Origin of the sequence: Actinophytocola sp. (assembly GCF_050699915.1) — a bacterium.
Lineage (GTDB): Bacteria > Actinomycetota > Actinomycetes > Mycobacteriales > Pseudonocardiaceae > Actinophytocola.
In genome coordinates, this window is the sequence record NZ_JBOHGA010000040.1 from 18,884 (window position 1) to 36,387 (window position 17,504).

The window sequence follows — 17,504 nt, forward strand, 5'->3', positions numbered from 1 at the left end:
ATGACCGCCGCCGGCAACGGCCGCGAGGTGGACCCGTCGTCGCGCGTGCTCGAGCTGCGCGGCGTGACCAAGGACTTCCCCGCCCGCGGCGGCCCGCGCCGAGCGCTGGACGACGTGGACCTGCGGGTGCGCCGCGGCGAGTTCATCAGCGTGCTCGGCGCCAGCGGGTCCGGCAAGTCGACGCTGTTATCGCTCGTCGCCGGACTGGCGATGCCCACCGAGGGCGAGATCGTGCTGGACGGGGCACCGGTCACCGGACCGGGCCCCGATCGCGGTCTGGTGTTCCAGTCCAGCTCGCTCTACCCGTGGCGCACCGTCGAGCGCAACGTCGCGTTCGGCCTCGAACTTCTGTCGTTGCGCAAGGCGGAGCGCCGGCGCCGGGTGCGGTGGTACCTGGCCGAGACCGGCCTCACCGAGTACGCGCGCTCGCTGCCCGGCCAGCTCTCCGGCGGCCAGCAACAGCGGGTGGCAATCGCCCGGGCGTTGGCCTGCGAGCCCGAGGTGCTCCTGCTCGACGAGCCCTTCGGCGCGCTGGACGTGCAGACCAAGGAGGACATGCAGGTCCTGATCAGGCAGATCTGGCTCGACACCGGCATCACTGTGCTCCTGGTGACCCACGACGTGGAGGAGGCGGTGTTCCTCGGCCAGCAGGTCGTGGTCCTCGCCTCCAACCCCGGCCGGATCGCCGCACAGATCGAGGTGCCGTTGTCTGACCGGCGGGACCTCTCCATCAAGCGTGACAAGGAGTTCCTCGAGCTGCGTGCCTCCCTCGAGGACCTCGTCCGGGCCCAGCACCACGGCACCGCGACCAAGGGAAGTACGACATGAGTGGACGAGCAACACTGGCCCGGTACACCGGTGCCGCGCGGGGGGTCCTCAACAAGTTACGCATCCGCGGAAAGCTGAATCTGCTGCTGGCACTCCCCCTGGCCGCCATCCTCCTGGTGGCGGTCCCTTACGTCACGGCGCAGGTCAGCGACGCCGGATCCGCGGCCCGCACGGCGAACCTGTCCGGGCAGACGCGTCAGGTCGGCGCCCTGGTCTCCGCGCTGCAGCGCGAGCGGCTCGTGATGTCGGCCTTCCTCGCCGGCGTCACCGGGCGCGAGTCCGTCACCCGCCAGTACGAGGCGGTCGACGTCCTCACCGAGAACGTCCGGGAGACCCTGGGTACCGACGCGTCCGCCGAGCTCGCGCAGGCGCTCGAGGGCCTCGACTCGCTGGACAGCCTTCGCCAGTCGGTGCTCAACCGCGCCGCGACGCAGGAAAGTCTGGCCCGCACCTACCTCGCCACCAACAACGGTCTCATCGACGCGCTGCGGCTGGTCCCCCAGCAGGGTAGCGACGCCGAGGGCACCCGGCAGCTGACCTCGCTCGAGGCGCTGCTGCGCGCCAACGAGCAGAACACGCTGGCCGGCATGGCGCTGATCATCTCGGCCTTCGACCGGGAGGCCGGGCTGCCGATCCTCGACGACGCGCGCTCCGAGGGGCAGATCTCGACCATCCGGTTCGTCCAGCAGGCCGACATCGAACAGGCCGGCCTCGTGGTGGACGTCGAGCAGGGCAACGAGTCCCGCGCGGTGGAGGCGCTGGTCGAGGACGCGCCCGGACCGCGCGGCATTCGCGACTTCGCCTTCGCGGCATCGGCCTACAACGCGGTCAACGCCCAGTCGAAGCTCCGCGAGGTCGTGCAGGACCAGGTGACCGCCCAGATCACCGATGCCGCCGGGGCCCGCGCCGACAACGCGGCCGCGCTGGCGTGGCTGATCGGCGGCGGCGTGCTGCTGCTCATCGCCCTGGTCGCCGCGCTCTCCGTCGCGGTCAGCCGCTCGATCGCGAACCCGATGAAGCAGCTGACGAAGGCGGCCACCGACGTGGCCACGCTCGCCGACACCGAGCTCGTCCGTGTCGCCGACACCGAGATGGCCAGCGACCAGGTCCCCCGCCTCTCCGCGATCCAAGTGTCCACACGGGACGAGGTCGGTGAGCTGGCGCAGGCGTTCAACCGGGTCCAGGCGACCGCGGCGATGCTGGTGGAACGGCAGGCGGTCACCCGGCAGAACGTCAGCCTCATGTTCGCCAACGTCGCCCAGCGCACGCAGAACCTGGTGGGCCGCCAGCTCACGCTGGTCGACGAGCTGGAGCGCAACGAGCAGGACACCAGACTGCTGGAAAGCCTGTACAAGCTCGACCACCTGTCCACCCGCCTGCGCCGCTCCGCGGACAACCTGCTCGTCATCTCGGGCACTCGGAACGAGACCAAGTTGACCGGACCGATCGAACTCGCCACCGCCCTACGTTCCGCCCTCGCCGAGATCGAGGACTACCCGCGCGTGCAGCTCGACGACGTCGTCGACATCACGCTGGACTCCGCGATCGGGTCGGACCTCGTGCTCGTGTTCGCCGAGCTGCTCGAGAACGCGACCTCGTACTCGCCGCCGGAGACGCAGGTCGAGGTGCGCACGCGGCTGCTCGTCGACGGCTCCTGCCTGATCAACGTCGTCGACCACGGCATCGGCATGCCGCAGGAACGGCTGGCCGAGGAGAACCGGCGGCTGGTGGCCCGCGAGCGGTTGGACATCGCACCGACGAGCATGCTGGGCCTGTTCGTGGTCGGCCGGCTCGCCCGCCGACACCACCTCACGGTGGCGCTGGTCGCGACCGACGACGGCGGCGTCACCGTCGACGTCGTGATCCCCGACGACAAGTTCCTCCGCAACGAGGAGACGACCACGCCGCAGCCCGCCGTCCCGGAGCAGGTGAACGGGTGGCCCGGCCAGCTGCTGCCGGGCGGGGTCCAGATCCCGCCGGCGGCGTACTCGCCGGCGTTCTCGTGGTTCCCGAGCGACCTGCCGGTGGCCGAGCCCGACCCGGAGCCCGAGCCCGCCGTTTCGACCACGTCGTCCTGGCCGGCCCTGCCGGCGATGTCCGCGCCCGAGCCCCAGCAGGAGCGTGCCGGCCTGCGCCGCCGGGTTCCGGGCACGCAGATGCCGGGCGCCTCCTCGCAGGCGGAGGACACCGGCCGGCACGCGCAGCGCGACGCGGCGCACGATCGCGGGGCGTTCGACGGCTATCAGAACGCCGTGGCCCGGGCGACCGAGCAGCTTCCGCCGATCGCGCCCACCGGCGAGACCTCCGATGACGGCACCCGGGCGGGGCTCACCCGCCGAGTTCCCGGCGAGAGCATGGCTCCTGGGCTGCGCATCGCCAAGCCTGGGCGCCCACCCGCCCGCGTCAGCACCAAGTGGCGCGAGCGCGACCCGGATGCAGACCGTACGAAACTCGACCAGTTCACTATGGGATTGTCCCGTGCCGGTTCGGCGCCGACCTACCCGGAGGCCGACGCATGACCGCCGCACAGAGAGGGACAGATCCGACGAAGGGGAACCTGATGACCAAGCCCGTGACCGGAGTCAGCGTCGAAGCGCAGAACTTCAACTGGCTTGTCGCCCGTTTCGCGCAGAACACCGCAGGCGCGATCGCGGCGATCACCGTGTCCGCGGACGGACTGCTGATCGCGCAGTCCTCGGAGCTCACGCGCCAGAACGCCGACCGCCTGGCGGCCATCGCGTCCGCGATGCTCGGCCTGGCGAACGGCGTGTCCGACAGCCACCCGATGGGCCTGCCGGACAAGATCATCATCGAGATGGAGCGCGGATACCTGCTCGTCTGCACGATCAGCATCGGCTGCTCGCTGGGCGTGCTGGCGGCGAAGGACGCGGGTCTGGGCTCCATCGCGTACGAGATGGCGATGTTCGCCAACCGGGCCAGCGCGGTGCTCACGCCGCAGCTGATCGACGAGCTCAGGAACACGGCCGGGGCGTAGGCCCCGGGCGGATATGTGGGGAGGCGATACCAGTGCGTCGTTCCGAGGATTCGTCCGGCGAGCCGGATCGCAACGTCTCCGGGCTGCGGCCCTACCTGCTCACGTCCGGCCGGGCGCGCCCGGTAGACCAGTCGTTGGAGATCGAGGCGCAGGTGGCGACCAGCACACAGTGTGCGCGCTCGCCGAACGAGCTCACGTTCGAGCACCGGGACATCGTGGAGTTGTGCCGCACGACGATGTCCGTCGCGGAAGTCGCCGCGTTGCTGCGCCTGCACATCGGAGTGGCGCGAGTGTTGGTGGCCGACCTGGCCGCACTGGGCTACGTCGTGGTGCGCCGGCCGGCCGCCGCGCTCGACCAAGATCTTGGCATGATCGAAAGGGTCATTCGTGGACTCGAATCAATCCGCTGACACGGTCGCGCAGCAGCGACCCCCGACACCGGTAAAGATCGTCATCGCCGGTGGGTTCGGGGTCGGCAAGACCACCGCGGTCGGCTCCATCTCGGAGATCAAACCGCTGCGCACGGAGGCCGCGATGACGGCCGCCGGCGCCGACGTCGACCCGACGGCGCACACCCCGGACAAGACCACCACCACGGTCGCGCTGGACTTCGGCTGCATCACGATCGACGACGAGGTCAAGCTGTACCTGTTCGGCACGCCCGGACAGGACCGCTTCGGCTTCATGTGGCGCGACCTCGTGCACGGCGCGCTCGGCGCGCTGGTCATCGTGGACACCCGGCGAATGGACGACTGCTTCCCCGCGGTCGACTACTTCGAGAAGGCGGGCCTGCCGTTCGTCGTCGGCGTCAACCTCTTCGACGGGATGCTCGCCCACCACCTCGAGGACATCCGCTGGGCGCTGGCGGTCGGTGACAGGGTGCCGCTGATCACCTTCGACGCCCGCAACAAGCTCTCGGTGCGCGACGCCCTGCTCGCCGTGCTGCACAACACCTTCCGAGCCCAGTCGGAGGCGGTCTCGGGTGCCCGCTGACCCGCCTCAGCGCCACGTGTGCCGCGGCGCGTAGCCGAGCACCCGTTTGGCCTTCTCGATGGACAGCAGTGTCTCGTGTGGACCGAACGCGCGCTTGTGCGGCACGTCGGGGTAGACCTCGGCGAGCAGCTCGTGCGTAGAGCGGGACATCACCGTGTCCGCGTTGGCGATGATGAACACCTCGAAGCCCGGTTGGTCGTGCGCCAGCGCCAGGCGCACGGCCTGCGCGCCGTCGCGGGCGTCGATGTAGGACCAGAGGTTCCAGCTGCGCGCCCGCGCGTCGGCGTCGAAGCCGGGGAACGCCGCGTAGTCCGCCGGCGCCATCACGTTGGAGAACCGCAGCCCGACGATCTTCAGCTCGGGGTCCCAGCGGCAGAACTGGGCGGCCAGCTGCTCGTCGAGCAGCTTGCCGAGTGAGTACGCCGTCTCCGGCCGGCCCGAGTACTCCTCGTCGACCGGTACGTACGGCGGCGGCGTGGCGAACGGCAGCCCGAGCACGGTCTCGCTCGACGCCCACACCACGTTGCGGATCCCGGCGAGACGGGCGGCGGCGAACACGTGGTAGGTCGACGGGACGTTGTTCGTGAACGTGGCCGCGTTGCCGGCGACGCCCGGACCGGGGATCGCGGCGAGGTGCACGACCGCGTCCAGCCCGCGGTACCGCTCGTCGATGCCGGTGAGCGCCTCGACGACCTGCCCGTAGTCGGTCAGGTCGACCCGGGTGTGCGGGCACACCACCTCGGCCGGTGCCACCAGGTCGAGGTTGTGCACCTCCCACCCGTGCTCGAGCAGCTCCCGCACGACGGCCCGGCCGAGCTTGCCGCTGCCACCGGTCACCACGACACGAGCCATCCGAGCCTCCTGAGTCGACGCCGACGAGCCCATCCTGCCCGAAGCGCGCTCAGGCGAGCACGAAGTAGCGCAGCCACAGGTAGAGGGCGGACAGCGCGATCGTGATCAGCGTGACGACCGCGCCCTTGCGGGTGAACTCCCAGAACGTGATCGGCGTGCCGTGCCGCTTGGCGATGCCGATCACCACGACGTTGGCGCTGGCGCCGACCGCGGTGAGGTTGCCGCCGAAGTCCGCGCCCAGCGCGAGGGACCACCACAGCGCCTCGGCCTGCACCGGGTCGGAGATCGTCTTGGCGAGGTCGAACACCAGCGGGCTCATCGTGGCCACGTAAGGGATGTTGTCGATCAACCCGGACAGCAGCGCGGACACGAACAGGATCAGCATGACGGCCGCGAGCGCGTCGCCGCCGGTGGCGTCGGTGACCACACCGGCCAGGTCGCCGATGACTCCGGTGTGGACCAACGCGCCGACCATGATGAACAGGCCGGCGAAGAACAACAGCGTCTCCCACTCCACGCTGGCCAGGTAGTGCCGTGGCTTGCTGCGGGAGATGAGCACCAGCACCCCGGCGCCGAGCAGCGCGACCACCGACGGCTCGACGTGCAGGGCCGAGTGCAGCACGAACGCGGTGAACACCGCGGTCAGCACCACGCCGCACTTGATCAGCAGGCCGGTGTCCTGGATGGCCTCGCGCTCGTTGAGCGCCATGACCTCGGCCGCCCGCTCCGGGTCGGCGGTGAACGAGCCGCGGAACAGCCACGGCAGCACGAGCGTGAACGCGACCAGCGCGATGAGCGCGATCGGTGCCAGATGGACCAGGAAGTCGTTGAAGGTCAACCCGGCCCGGCTGGCGATGATGATGTTCGGCGGGTCGCCGATCAGCGTCGAGGTGCCGCCGATGTTGGACGCCAGCACCTCGGCGATCAGGTACGGCACCGGGTCGACCCCGAGCCGGTCACAGACCAGCAGCGTGACCGGGGCGACGAGCAGCACCGTGGTGACGTTGTCCAGCAGCGCCGAGGCGAACGCGGTCATCAGGACCAGCAGGATCAGCACCCGCAGCGGCGAGCCGCCGGCGCGCTTGGCCGCCCAGATCGCGATGTACTCGAAGACCCCGGTCCGGCGCAGCACGCCGACGATGATCATCATGCCGAGCAGCAGAAAGATGACGTCCCAGTCGATCCCCGTGTCGTGGGAGTAGAACGCCTCCTGGGAGCCGACCACGCCGAGCCCGAGCACCAGTGCGGCTCCGGCGAGCGCCGCGGCGGTCTTGTGCACCCGCTCGGTCGCGATCAGCACGTACGCGGCGACGAACACCGCGACAGCGATCCACGCGCTCATTCGCGGCACCTCATCTGGTCGGCGTAAGGCCCGCCCCTGATGGGGCGAACTGCCGACCAGACTTCCCGGCGCACCGGGTCTCAACATGCCGTAAAGACGCCGCCGTCGCAAACCGGCCGACCACCCGAGCCGCCGTACGCTACGAGGATGCACGCGGACGAGATGGCGGAGGACTTCCCCGTGGTCGGGGTCGAGTCCGATGCCTGGGAGGCGGTCACCCGGCTCGCCGAGCAGCGCCTGCCCGGGCTGGTGGTGACCGACCCGAAGGGCCGGCCGGTGTCGATCCTGCCGGGCTCCCAGGTGGTGCGGATACTCGTGCCGGGCTATGTGCAGGACGACCCGTCGCTCGCCGGGGTGCTGTCGGAGTCGATGGCCGACCGGGTCGCCGACAAGCTGCGCGGCAAGACGGTCGGCCAGCTCCTGCCGGACGAGGCGCCGGAGCTGGCCGTGGTGAACGACGACGACACGATCGTCGAGGTCGCCGCCGTGATGGCGCGGCTGCGCTGCCCGCTGGCCGCGGTCATGCGCGGCGGCGAGCTGGTCGGCGTGATCACCGCCTCGCGCCTGCTGCAGCTCGCGCTGGCCCCGCCGGAGTGATCTCGGCTGCCGGTCGAATTGACGGTGCCCGGCATCGGTCGGAGGATCCCGGGATGGCGATGATCCACCGGCTGGGCGTGGCAGCGGCCGTCGTCCTGCTGTGCGCCGGGTGCTCGAGCGGGCAGCGTGAGACCGACTCCCGCGACGTCGCGGCGAGTTTCCTCGCCGCGATGGGCGACGGCGACACCCGCGCGGCCTGCGCGTTGCTCGCGAACGACACCCGCCAGGATCTCGAGTACTCCGAGGGCGAGCCGTGCGCGACCTCGCTCGGGTCGGTCGACATCGCGGGCGGACGGGTGGCCGAGGTGGCGGTGTGGGGCGACCGCGCGCAGGCCCGTGCGTCGACCGGCACGCTGTTCCTCGTCGAGCTGAACACGGGCTGGCGGGTCGCCGCCGCCGGCTGCACGCGCGCTGCCGACGGCACCTACGACTGCCTGCTGGCGGCGTGATGCGCGGGGTGATGGGCGGAGCGGTCCGGCGCGTGATCTTCGTGCTCTACCTCGCGGTCGTGCTCGGCGGGCTGGCGTACTTCACCGTCATCGGGATGCTGCACCGATGAGCGGGCGGCGCTTCCTGCGCGACAACGGACTCGGCGTCGCCTTCGGACTGTTGTTCCTCGGCACGCTCGTCGGGCAGGCGGTCGCCGGGCACGCGGACTACAACCACCGCCAGGTGCTCGGCGGCGGCCAGACGATCACGTTCTGGCACTTTCTGACCACCTCGGACTTCGCGGTCGACGTGGCGGAGAACTGGCAGTCGGAGTACCTGCAGTTCTTCCTCTACATCCTGGCCACCGTGTGGCTGGTGCAGCGCGGCTCGCCGGAGTCCAAGCCACCCGACGAGATCGGCCGCGAGTCCGACGAGAAGCAGCGGGTCGGCCGGTTCGCCATCGAGGGCTCACCGAAGTGGGCTCGCACCGGCGGCTGGCGCACCGCGGTGTTCTCCCGCTCGCTCGGCCTCGTCATGGCCGGCCTGTTCCTGTTCTCCTGGCTGGCGCAGTCGGTCGCGGGCCTGTCCGCCTACAACGCCGAGCAGCTCGCCGGGCTCGCCGACCCGGTGTCGTGGTCCACCTACGTCGCGAGCGCCGAGTTCTGGAACCGGACGCTGCAGAACTGGCAGTCGGAGTTCCTCGCCATCGGGTCGATGGCCGTGCTGAGTGTCTACTTGCGACAACGGGGTTCGCCGGAGTCCAAGCCCGTCGGCACCGCGCACGGGGAGACCGAGAAGTCCGGTTAGCCGGTCCCACCGGAAACCTATGTGTCCGCACATACTTCCGCACGGTGACCGCGCCCGGCCGCTGTGCCAGAGTGGCCCGGTGCACGAGGATCGGGCGGAACCTGGTCGCGGGACACACGTCTCGGCTACACCGCGGTCGGTCGACGAGCTGGAGCGGGACGCCGCCTGGCAGGTGACGCGCAGCGTGCCCGCGGGCGACTGGATCACGGCCGAGAGATACGTCGAACGAGGGAACCGCAGTTGGCGGATCGGGCTGACGCCGGTCACCGCCGAGGTGGCGGCGATCATCCTCTGGTCGGGCGACGACGTGGTGGCCCACGCTCGCGGCCGGGAGGCCGACCTGTGCGCGACCGCGCACCGGTGGATCAGCGACATCGTCTCGGGTCAGCGAGCCTCGTAGCTCAAGCCGGGCTTGGTGCCCAGCGGTTCGCGGTGAGGCGGAAGCTCGGCAGGTCGTCCAGGGAGAGCATCGCCTCGTAGGTGCGGCGGTAGCCGGTGTGGCGGATGCGCCAGCAGCCGTCGTCGCCGCGGCTGTAGCGGTCCTCGTAGAACGCCGCGCCGGTGATCACCACCCGCTGCGCGGTGGCGATCACCGTGTCCTCGAAGCTCCAGGTCCCGCTCGCCTCGTCGCCGGCGACGTCGATCTCGGGCTGGGTGGCGAAGTGCACGGTGATGATGTCCGGGCCGAGCTTGTCCCGCAGGAAGCCCACGATGGCGTCCCGGCCGGTGAAGCGCAGCGGCCGGCCGTAGGCGGGCGTGCCGTAGTCGGCCGTGGCATCGGCGGCGAACGTGTCCGCCAGCTCGTCCCAGCTCTTCGTGTCGACGCAGCGGAGGTAGCGGTACTTGAGGCGCTTGATCTCTTCGAGCACGGCGAGGTCCATGCCCTCAGCTTCCGCCCCGACCGGACCGCGCACAAGAACGTGTTCTCGTTCGATCATGGACGCAGGCGCTTGCGGGGTGGACATCGGTCATCGCCGGCGGGATCGTCATCGGACCGGACGTGCTCGGGCTCGGCTCGGCGGACGACGTGCGGACCCTCGCCCAGGCGGCCGGCTCGGCGGGTACTTGCTGGCCGCCGGCGCGGTCGGCGATCTGTTCCCGATCGTCGTCATCGCGATCTTCCTCGGTACGCAGAACCGGTTCGTCGCGCTGGCCTCGCTCGGCGCCGTCGGCGTGCTGGCGGTGCTGCTGAGCCTGGCCCCGCGGCTGGTGCGCGCGGACGGCCGGCTGGCCACGGTGATCGCGGTCGGCCAGCACGAGACGACGCAGATCGTGCTGCGCCGCTGGGCTCTTCGCCCTGATGCTCGTGGTCCCCGGCCTGCCCGTGCTGCTGGTCTACCGCCGGGTGCTGAGCCCACGCGAACGCGTACAGACCGCCCTGGTCTCCGCGACGCCGCTGTCGCTGCTCGTCGCGCTGGCCGAGATCGGCCTGCGCAACGGCGCCATGCTCCCGGAGAACGCGGCGGCGCTCGTCGGCGCCGGCGTGCTCACGGTCCTCGTCTTCCCCGCCCTCGCGGCGGCGTTGCACCGGCCGGAGCCGGCGGCCACGCCGGACCCCGCGCCCGGGCGCGGCGATTCGTGAACGGCTCGGTCGCTGCTGACCTGCGGTTTCGACTTCCGCAGACCCGCGTTCGTTCGCACTTGTAACGGTCTTCGGCCGACTACCAGCCAATTTGAACGCTGGGCCAACCCCTTCCGTATTCGAGTGTGCTACCGGTGTCAGCCCGCTGGCCGACCCCGGTAACACCCAGGCATGTGCGGCTTCATCCGGGCGTGATCCCTGTGGCCCGGAGCCACCGGAGCCGTGATCAAGAGGGCTGTTCGTGGGATTGACAAGGAGAGTCATGGCCAGCAGGTTCAAGTTCGCCCGCGCGGGTGCGGGGATCACGGGCGCCGCGGCGGTGTTGCTGATGGCCGCGGCCGTCCCTGCCTCCGCCGACCCGGCAGTCGGACGGGTCGAGGACGGCGCGAAGGGGCTGAGCGTCAACGTCGGTGACGGGTTCAAGAGCGACCTGGCGACGGAGCTCATCGCGCTCACGCTCGACGACGGCAGCAAGATCGGCGTGTACTGCGTCGAGATCGACACGCCACTCGACCGCGACGAGCCGCTCGTCGAGAAGAACTGGGACGACTACCCCGACCAGGCCTCGCCGTTCAACGAGAACCAGGACCAGATCAACTGGATCCTGCACAACGGCTTCCCGCAGAAGAAGACGGGCGAGCTCGCGAAGGTGCTCACCGACCGCGGCACCGCGCTCAACGACGGCAACCTCAGCGTCGCGGAGGCGGTGGCCGGTACGCAGGCCGCCATCTGGCGCTTCAGCGACGAGGTCGAGCTGGACCCGGCCGACCCGGTGCCGGGCGACGCGCGGGGTGGCCAGGACGTGCTGGCGCTGTTCGAGTTCCTGACCGGTCCGGACAACGTGGGCCTGGCCAACGAGCCGACCGCGGCGCTGTCGATCGACCCGAAGACGAAGGACGGCAAGGCCGGCGAGCGGATCGGTCCGTTCACCGTGAGCACCTCCGGCACGATCGAGAAGCTCGCGACGAGCCTGCCGTACGGGGTTCGCATCACCGACCTGGACGGGCGGGCGCTCAACGCCAAGCAGATCAAGAACGGCACCGAGCTGTTCTTCGACGTCCCGGCCGACTCGGCCGACGGCGCGGGGAACCTCGCGATCACCGCGCTCGCGAACGTGGACACCGGCCGGCTGTTCGTGGCCCAGGACTACCTGAACGGCCAGGAGTCCCAGTCGGTGATCGTCGCCGACGCGGCGCAGTCCAGGCTGAGCGCCAAGGCCTCGGCCGAGTGGACCGAGGAGGACGCGCAGGTCCCGCCGGCCCAGCAGGGCAAGAACGAGTTCGATGACGACGACCTGGCGGAGACCGGTGCCTCGATCCTCGTCCCGCTCATCATCGGCGGCGTCCTGATCGTCGGCGGTGCGGGCACGCTGCTGCTCCTGCGGCGCAAGAAGATCTGATCGGCTCGAACTGACAGGACGGTGGCCCTCGCTCGGATCTCCGGGCGAGGGCCACCGTTCTTCGTGCGGACCACGGGGTCACGACCCGGGGCAACGGAAACGGCCCAGGCGCTCGGTGCGCCTGGGCCGTTCCGGTTGTTGCGTGTGCGGTCAGTAGATCTCGTAGCCCGGGGTGAGGACCTTCTTCGGGTCGAACTTCTGCTTGGCCGCGTCCAGCTGGCCGAAGGTGCCGCCGCCGAAGTGGGAGCGCCACTCGGCGCCGCTCAGCGGGAAGGCGCTCACCGGGTACAGCGTGCCGCCGGCCGCCTTCACCCGGCCGTAGATCGCCTTGTTGATGTCCACCAGCCGGTTCGCGTTCGCGGCGTCGTCGGTGGTCGGCACGCGCACGAAGTTGAACGCGTAGAACAGCTCGTCCGACGGGACCCGCAGCAGCGGGCTCGTGATCGACGAACGGCGGAGCGGGGACACCACGACCTGGCCGAACTGGCCCAGGTCGTTCGGCGGGTTGATCTGGCCCAGCTCGGCGTTGACGACCGCCTCGATCTGGGAGTCGCCGACGAACGTGGTCAGCCACGGGTGCGGGAAGAACCACTGGCCGTTGGCGCGCAGCGCGGCCTCCAGCGCGGCAAGCCGGTTGAGGTAGGCGAAGTACTCCAGCGTCGCCGCCTGCCGCCTCGCCGGGTCGTCGTTCAGGCCGGCCACGAGCGCGGCGTCGTCCGGCGGGTTGCCGGTGAAGAACTTCACGCCGTCGGTGCGGAAGACGAAGCCGCCCTGCGGCGACGGCAGGATCGAGCCCTGCACGGAGTCGAAGCGGTTGTCGCCGGCCAGCACCCGCTGGTCGCCCATCATCGTCGCGAGGTCGGCGTAGAACAGCTGGATCCGGCGAACCGACGCGGGCGCCGCGACGAGCTTGAGCGTCGCCTTCGTGATCACACCCACCTGGCCGAGGCCCGAGCGCACCGCGTTGAACAGGTCGGCGTTGCTGCTCGACGAGCAGGTGACCTTGTCGCCCTTGCCGGTCACCACCTGCATCTCGATCACGTTGTCGGCGACCACGCCGGACGTCGCGGTGGTGGCTCCCACCCCGCCGACGATGATGGTGCCGCCGACCGACAGCTCGATGTAGTCGGGCAGCACCGGCGGCGTCTTGCCGGCCGCGAGCGTGGTGGAGAGCACCTCGCTCCACTTCGCACCCGCGTCGACCGTGATCCGGTCACCCTCGACGGCGCCGACCGCGTGCAGCGCGGACATGTCCGCCACGACTCCGTCCTGGACCTCGGAGCGGCCGAAGGTCGAGTGGCTCTGCCCCTGCGGGGCGAACTTCTTGTTGCGGTCGGACACCCACTTGATCGTCGCCGCGACGTCGTTGTCCGATCCGGGGATCAGCACGGCCTCGGGCGTCTTGTGGACGATGTGGCCGAAGTCGTCGGCGGCCGCGTCGCGAACCGCCTGGTCGAAGCTCAGCTCGCCATCGAGCGGCGGTGGCGGGATGTCGCGAACCGGCGGGGCGGCGAAGGCCCCTTTCGTCGCCACCGCAGCGGCACCGGCCGCTGTGGTGGCGAGCCCCGCGAGAAGCACGGCTCGGCGATTGGGCTTCATGGATTCTCCTTAACCTGCGGACATGCGCGCGCCCCGACATGTGGCCCGCAACTCCAAATACGGACATGATCAACGATTCGGTTCAGCTTCGCCCGACCGGCCCCACAACTTGTTCACCATTGGCAACGTTGAGGTCACCCGCTCGGGTGACATCTCATGCGTTTGGATGAGGTTTTGTCTGCGCTGCTCAGGCACAGTGCGGCCCGTGGTAGTCCGGCCCATCGCCTGTCCAACTGATCATGTGCGAGCACGCACATGATCGTCGCCGGGCTGGTCGCGGCCCTGGTCGTGGGTCCGAGCCTCCTCGTCCACGGCCTGATCTGGCTCACCCGGCGCCGGCTGCGGCCGGCTCCGGCCCGGCCGGTGGACCTCGAGACGGCCGGGGTGGCGGTCCTGATCGTCGCCCAGGACGAGTCGGACCGGGTCCTCGACGCGCTCGCCGCGGCCCGTGAGGTCGTGCCGGCCGAACACGTGCACCTCGTCTCCAACGGCTCCTCGGACGGCACCGCCGACCTCGCGCACCGGCTCGGCGCCCAGGTGGTCGAGACGCTCGGCACGCTGACCACCACGGGCGCCGTCACCGCCGGCATCCAGGCCTTCCACCTGCTCGACCGCTTCTCCTACGTCCTCGTCCTCGATGTGGACACCCGGCTCGCTCCCGGCCACCTCGAGCGGGCACTCCCGCTGTTCGCCGACCCCACGGTGGCCGCCGTGGACGCCCGGGTCGCGCCCGACTGGCTGCCGCCGCGGCGCATCCTCGCCGCCTACCGAGCTCGCCGCTACGTGCTGACCCAGTCGTTCGGCCGCGGCCGTGGCGGGCCGCCGGCGACCGCGGCCCACGGGCTGCCCGGCATCGGCCGGCTCTACCGGACGAGCGTCCTCGCCCGCCTCGAGCTCGACCCGCCCGGCCTCGTCGAGCCGGACCTCGACCTGACGATGCAGCTCTACCGCCGCCGTCTGGGCCGGGTGGCGCTCTGCCCCGGCGCGCCCGCGGTCACGGCGACCTCCCTGCGGCTGCGCGAGCACCGCCGGCTCACCCGTCGCGCGGTCACCGGGCTCTGGCAGACCCGGCGCCGCGGCCGGACCGGGCCGGCGCTGTACGCCCAGCTGGTCGAGCTCGCCGTCGCGGCCGCGGTCGTCGCGCTCGTGCCGCTCGCCGTGGTGGCGCTCGCCCTGCCGGTCGAGTGGGCGCCGCTGGCGCAGGCGCGGTCTGTAGTCGGCCCGGTCGAGCTCGCGCTGGGCCTGGTGCTCGCCGACCTCCTGCTGACCGCGGCGACCGCGCTCGCCGCACGGGAGCCGCGCTACCTCCTCGCCGGCCTGATGTTCCCGCTGCTGCGGGTGGTCGACGCCGTCACCGTGCTGCGGGCGTGCCTGCGCCGGCACCCGGTTCCCGCGACGCGGGTCGTGCACGTTCCCGAGCCGGTACAGCGCATCGTCCTGCCCGTGCAACGCGAGGCACCGGAACGGCCGCGGCGGGTCCGGCGGCCGCGCCGGTGGTGGCTCGCGGTCGGCTGGGCGCTCTGGGTCGCGGTGGCCGGTGCGGCGGTCGCGAGAGTCGTGGTCGCGCTCCCGACGCTGCCCGCCTCGCTCGCCGAGAACGAGCTCGTCCAGGCCGCGTACGCGCGCTTCGCCGGCATCGCCGACCGGGTGCCGACCGTCTCCCACACCCTGGCCGCCACCGACGTCCAGCTCGCCGGGTACACGTGGCTGGCCAGCCCGTTCGACCGGCACGCGAGCGTGCTGACCAGCGCGCGTGAGCTGTCCGTGGTCGCCCTCGTCGTGTTGCTGGTGGCCCTGCTGCTGCTCACGGTGGCCCTGCGGCTGCATCCGCTGGCGACCGCCGCCGCGGCCGCGGTGCTGGCCGCGGCCGGACCGTCCGTCGCGGTGCTCGGCACGGTCGGGCCCGGCCTCGTCACGGCGGCGTGGCTCGGGCTGGCCACCGTCAGCGCCGTCTGGATCGGCAAGGCGCTGGTTCGCGACCGGCTGGTGCTGTTCACCCTGGCCGGCCTGTTCACGATCTGCACCGGGCTCGCGGCGGTGGCGACCACGCCGCTGGTGATCATCCCGGTGGGCGTCGGCGTGGCGACCTGGCTGTGGTTCCTCGAGTTCGAGCGGTACGAACCGGACACGACCTGGCGCGGCCACGCCGCCGTGGTGCTGTTCGCGACCGGCGGCATCGCCGCGCTGCTGTGGCGGGCGGACCTGATGCTCGCGCCGACCGGCGGCGTGCTCACCGGCACCCAGCGGCCCGCGCTCCTGGCTGCGATCACCGTCGCCGCGGGTGGCGCGCTGGTGGTGACGCGGATCCGACCACTCGCCATGGGCACGCTGACCGGCGTCGGCCTGGCGGTCGGCTTCGGCGCGCAGGCCGACGCGCTGCTGCCGGTGGTGGTGGCCGCGGCGGCGGTCGTCGTGGCGATGCTGCTCGACACGGCGGTCCGCTCCCCCGCGCCGGTGGTCTCCGGCGGTCTCGCCGCCGCGCTCACCGTCGCGGCCGCGGTGACCGGGCTGCTGATCGTGCCGCCGGTCGCGCCGCGGGCCGAGCACGCCGCGCTCGCCGCGTGGGTCGGCAACCAGGTCGTCGCCGGCGGCACGGTGACCGTGCCGTCCGACACGTGGGCCGACCTGCACCGCGACCTCGGCCGCCAGGACCCGCGGACGGTCGTCCGGCGCGCCGGTGAGCGCCCCGCGGAAGGCATGGTCGTGCAGCACGGGCCGGCCGATGGCGGGTTCCTGCTGGGCCACTTCGGCACGCTGACCCTGGTCACCACGCACCTCGACCCGCGCTACCTCGACCCGGCGCCCCGCGCGACGGCCGGTACCCAGCTCGCGCGCAACTCGCGGCTGACCGCAAGCACGCAGGCCCGCAACGCACTGCTGGCCGGGCGGGTCGACATGCGGGCAATGGCCGTGCTCGCCGGCCTGTGCGCGGAACACGAGATCACCCTCGTGCGGACCGGGAACTCGCCGCACGAACGGGGTTCGCGTCTCCCCGACCGCACGGTCGTGGTGTCCACATCAGACGGACGGGCCGGACGGGCGGCCGTGCTGGACTGGCTCTCGGCACAGGAGGCGCCGTACGCGCCCGCGACGACCCGGCGCACGCCGGAGGGTTTCGCGATCAGCTGGCGCCTGCCGGAACCGTCGGACGGGGCTACGGAATGACATCTTGTCGAAGGGGCTGGTTGGCATGACGATCCACTGGAGAGCACTCGGCGTCGCGCTGGTCGCCACGCTCGGCCTCGGCCTGGCCGGCGCGGTGCCGGCTGCCGCGGCGCAGGACAGCGCGTACCTGCGGCTCGCGCACCTGTCGCCGGACACGCCACGCGTCGACGTGTATCTGTCGGCGTTCAACAGACCCGCGTTCAAGCAGGAGATCAAGGGCGTCGGCTACGGCGACATGTCCGACTACCAGGCGATCCAACCGGGCCAGTACACGATCGCGATGCGGCCGGCGGGTGCGAACCCGGCGACGAAGCCGGTGATCTCGCAGACGGTGAACGCGCAGAAGGGCCGTGCCTACACGGTCGCCGGTCTCGGCGCGTTCGCGAAGCTGGCGCTGAAGGTGCTCGACGACGAGATCAGCCTGCCGCCGCGGGGCCAGGCCCGCATGCGCGTGGTGAACGCCGCGCCGCACGTCGGCGACCTGAGCATCCAGCGGGAAGGCACGGCGGTCATCGAGCGCGCGGCATTCGGCAACGCCAGCTCCTACGCCTACGTACCGGCCGGCGCCACCACGCTGACCGTCGCACCGGTCGAGGCCGGCCCGACGAACCTGCCGATCACGCTGGAGGCCGGCTCGGTCTACACGGTGCTGGTGCTGGAGAAGTCCGGCTCGCTGTCCACCGCGGTCCGGCAGGACGCGCGCGGCGCGGCCGTGGTGCCCGACGGCGCGGTGGAGACCGGGCTGGGCGGCACAGTGTCCGATGTAGACGGTTCGACCGGCTGGGTGAGGCTCGCGCTGCTGACGGCCGCCGCGGCCACGGGTGGCGCCCTGGTGTTGACCACGAGGCGGCGCCGCACCGCGTGAGCCCACGGCAACGCTCGACGAGCAGCGCGACGGCAGGACGTGCCGTCGCGC

The 17,504-nt window shown here is 71.4% G+C and carries 17 protein-coding genes; 13 read left to right on the plus strand and 4 right to left on the minus strand.

Going from position 1 to position 17,504, the window contains the following annotated elements; all coding sequences use genetic code 11:
- The 5 genes from ACRDSK_RS10500 to ACRDSK_RS10520 are packed head-to-tail and all read left to right on the plus strand — an operon-like array spanning position 1 to position 4,816.
- The gene (locus ACRDSK_RS10500) at positions 1 to 828 is read left to right on the plus strand and encodes an ABC transporter ATP-binding protein (protein WP_431439921.1); all 828 of its coding nucleotides are present in this window, start codon (positions 1 to 3) and stop codon (positions 826 to 828) included.
- On the plus strand, positions 825 to 3,347 hold the full coding sequence (locus ACRDSK_RS10505; protein ID WP_431439888.1) for a nitrate- and nitrite sensing domain-containing protein: 2,523 nt from the start codon (positions 825 to 827) through the stop codon (positions 3,345 to 3,347). The genes ACRDSK_RS10500 and ACRDSK_RS10505 overlap by 4 nt, the downstream gene beginning before the upstream one ends.
- 41 nt (positions 3,348 to 3,388) lie before the next feature.
- Positions 3,389 to 3,823, plus strand: coding sequence for a roadblock/LC7 domain-containing protein (locus tag ACRDSK_RS10510; protein WP_431439890.1), 435 nt, complete (start codon positions 3,389 to 3,391; stop codon positions 3,821 to 3,823).
- A gap of 32 nt (positions 3,824 to 3,855) precedes the next feature.
- Positions 3,856 to 4,233 carry a DUF742 domain-containing protein gene (locus tag ACRDSK_RS10515; RefSeq protein ID WP_431439891.1) on the plus strand — a complete coding sequence of 126 codons (378 nt, stop codon included), beginning with the start codon at positions 3,856 to 3,858 and terminating at the stop codon, positions 4,231 to 4,233.
- Positions 4,211 to 4,816: a GTP-binding protein gene (locus ACRDSK_RS10520; RefSeq protein WP_431439893.1), complete on the plus strand. Its 606-nt coding sequence runs from the start codon at positions 4,211 to 4,213 to the stop codon at positions 4,814 to 4,816. Before ACRDSK_RS10515 ends, ACRDSK_RS10520 begins: the two co-directional genes overlap by 23 nt.
- 6 nt (positions 4,817 to 4,822) lie before the next feature.
- Here the strand turns inward: ACRDSK_RS10520 and ACRDSK_RS10525 are convergent, their stop codons facing one another.
- Positions 4,823 to 5,668 carry an NAD-dependent epimerase/dehydratase family protein gene (locus ACRDSK_RS10525; protein ID WP_431439895.1) on the minus strand — a complete coding sequence of 282 codons (846 nt, stop codon included), beginning with the start codon at positions 5,666 to 5,668 and terminating at the stop codon, positions 4,823 to 4,825.
- Between the two features lie 49 nt (positions 5,669 to 5,717).
- Positions 5,718 to 7,010, minus strand: coding sequence for an ArsB/NhaD family transporter (locus ACRDSK_RS10530; protein ID WP_431439897.1), 1,293 nt, complete (start codon positions 7,008 to 7,010; stop codon positions 5,718 to 5,720).
- A 147-nt stretch (positions 7,011 to 7,157) separates the two neighbouring features.
- Here ACRDSK_RS10530 and ACRDSK_RS10535 point away from each other — a divergent pair, with 147 nt between their 5' ends.
- The 4 genes from ACRDSK_RS10535 (at position 7,158) to ACRDSK_RS10550 (ending at position 9,243) form a co-directional block, all read left to right on the plus strand.
- Entirely contained in the window at positions 7,158 to 7,607 is a 450-nt protein-coding gene (locus tag ACRDSK_RS10535; protein ID WP_431439898.1) for a CBS domain-containing protein, read from the plus strand.
- 53 nt (positions 7,608 to 7,660) lie between these two features.
- The gene (locus ACRDSK_RS10540) at positions 7,661 to 8,056 is read left to right on the plus strand and encodes a hypothetical protein (protein WP_431439900.1); all 396 of its coding nucleotides are present in this window, start codon (positions 7,661 to 7,663) and stop codon (positions 8,054 to 8,056) included.
- Positions 8,057 to 8,162: 106 nt separating this feature from the next.
- Positions 8,163 to 8,843, plus strand: coding sequence for a DUF6766 family protein (locus tag ACRDSK_RS10545; RefSeq protein WP_431439902.1), 681 nt, complete (start codon positions 8,163 to 8,165; stop codon positions 8,841 to 8,843).
- Between the two features lie 79 nt (positions 8,844 to 8,922).
- Positions 8,923 to 9,243 carry a hypothetical protein gene (locus ACRDSK_RS10550; protein ID WP_431439904.1) on the plus strand — a complete coding sequence of 107 codons (321 nt, stop codon included), beginning with the start codon at positions 8,923 to 8,925 and terminating at the stop codon, positions 9,241 to 9,243.
- A gap of 1 nt (position 9,244) precedes the next feature.
- Here ACRDSK_RS10550 and ACRDSK_RS10555 read toward each other — a convergent pair whose 3' ends face one another.
- Positions 9,245 to 9,724, minus strand: a complete 480-nt coding sequence (locus ACRDSK_RS10555; RefSeq protein WP_431439907.1) for a nuclear transport factor 2 family protein — start codon at positions 9,722 to 9,724, stop codon at positions 9,245 to 9,247.
- A gap of 419 nt (positions 9,725 to 10,143) precedes the next feature.
- Between ACRDSK_RS10555 and ACRDSK_RS10560 the strand changes: the two genes are divergently transcribed.
- A complete protein-coding gene (locus ACRDSK_RS10560; RefSeq protein ID WP_431439909.1) occupies positions 10,144 to 10,425 on the plus strand; it encodes a hypothetical protein in 282 nt (93 codons plus the stop codon).
- Between the two features lie 262 nt (positions 10,426 to 10,687).
- Positions 10,688 to 11,824 (plus strand): Cys-Gln thioester bond-forming surface protein, encoded by a 1,137-nt coding sequence (locus tag ACRDSK_RS10565; RefSeq protein ID WP_431439910.1) that lies wholly within the window; start codon positions 10,688 to 10,690, stop codon positions 11,822 to 11,824.
- A 150-nt stretch (positions 11,825 to 11,974) separates the two neighbouring features.
- On the opposite strand, the gene ACRDSK_RS10570 is transcribed toward ACRDSK_RS10565, so the two are convergent.
- A complete protein-coding gene (locus ACRDSK_RS10570; protein WP_431439913.1) occupies positions 11,975 to 13,423 on the minus strand; it encodes an FAD-binding protein in 1,449 nt (482 codons plus the stop codon).
- 255 nt (positions 13,424 to 13,678) lie between these two features.
- On the opposite strand from ACRDSK_RS10570, the gene ACRDSK_RS10575 reads away from it, so the two are divergent.
- Together ACRDSK_RS10575 and ACRDSK_RS10580 are read left to right on the plus strand one after the other, a co-directional pair.
- A complete protein-coding gene (locus ACRDSK_RS10575) occupies positions 13,679 to 16,588 on the plus strand; it encodes a glycosyltransferase (protein WP_431439916.1) in 2,910 nt (969 codons plus the stop codon).
- 25 nt (positions 16,589 to 16,613) lie between these two features.
- A complete protein-coding gene (locus ACRDSK_RS10580; protein ID WP_431439918.1) occupies positions 16,614 to 17,453 on the plus strand; it encodes a DUF4397 domain-containing protein in 840 nt (279 codons plus the stop codon).
- Positions 17,454 to 17,504: the final 51 nt, after the last annotated feature.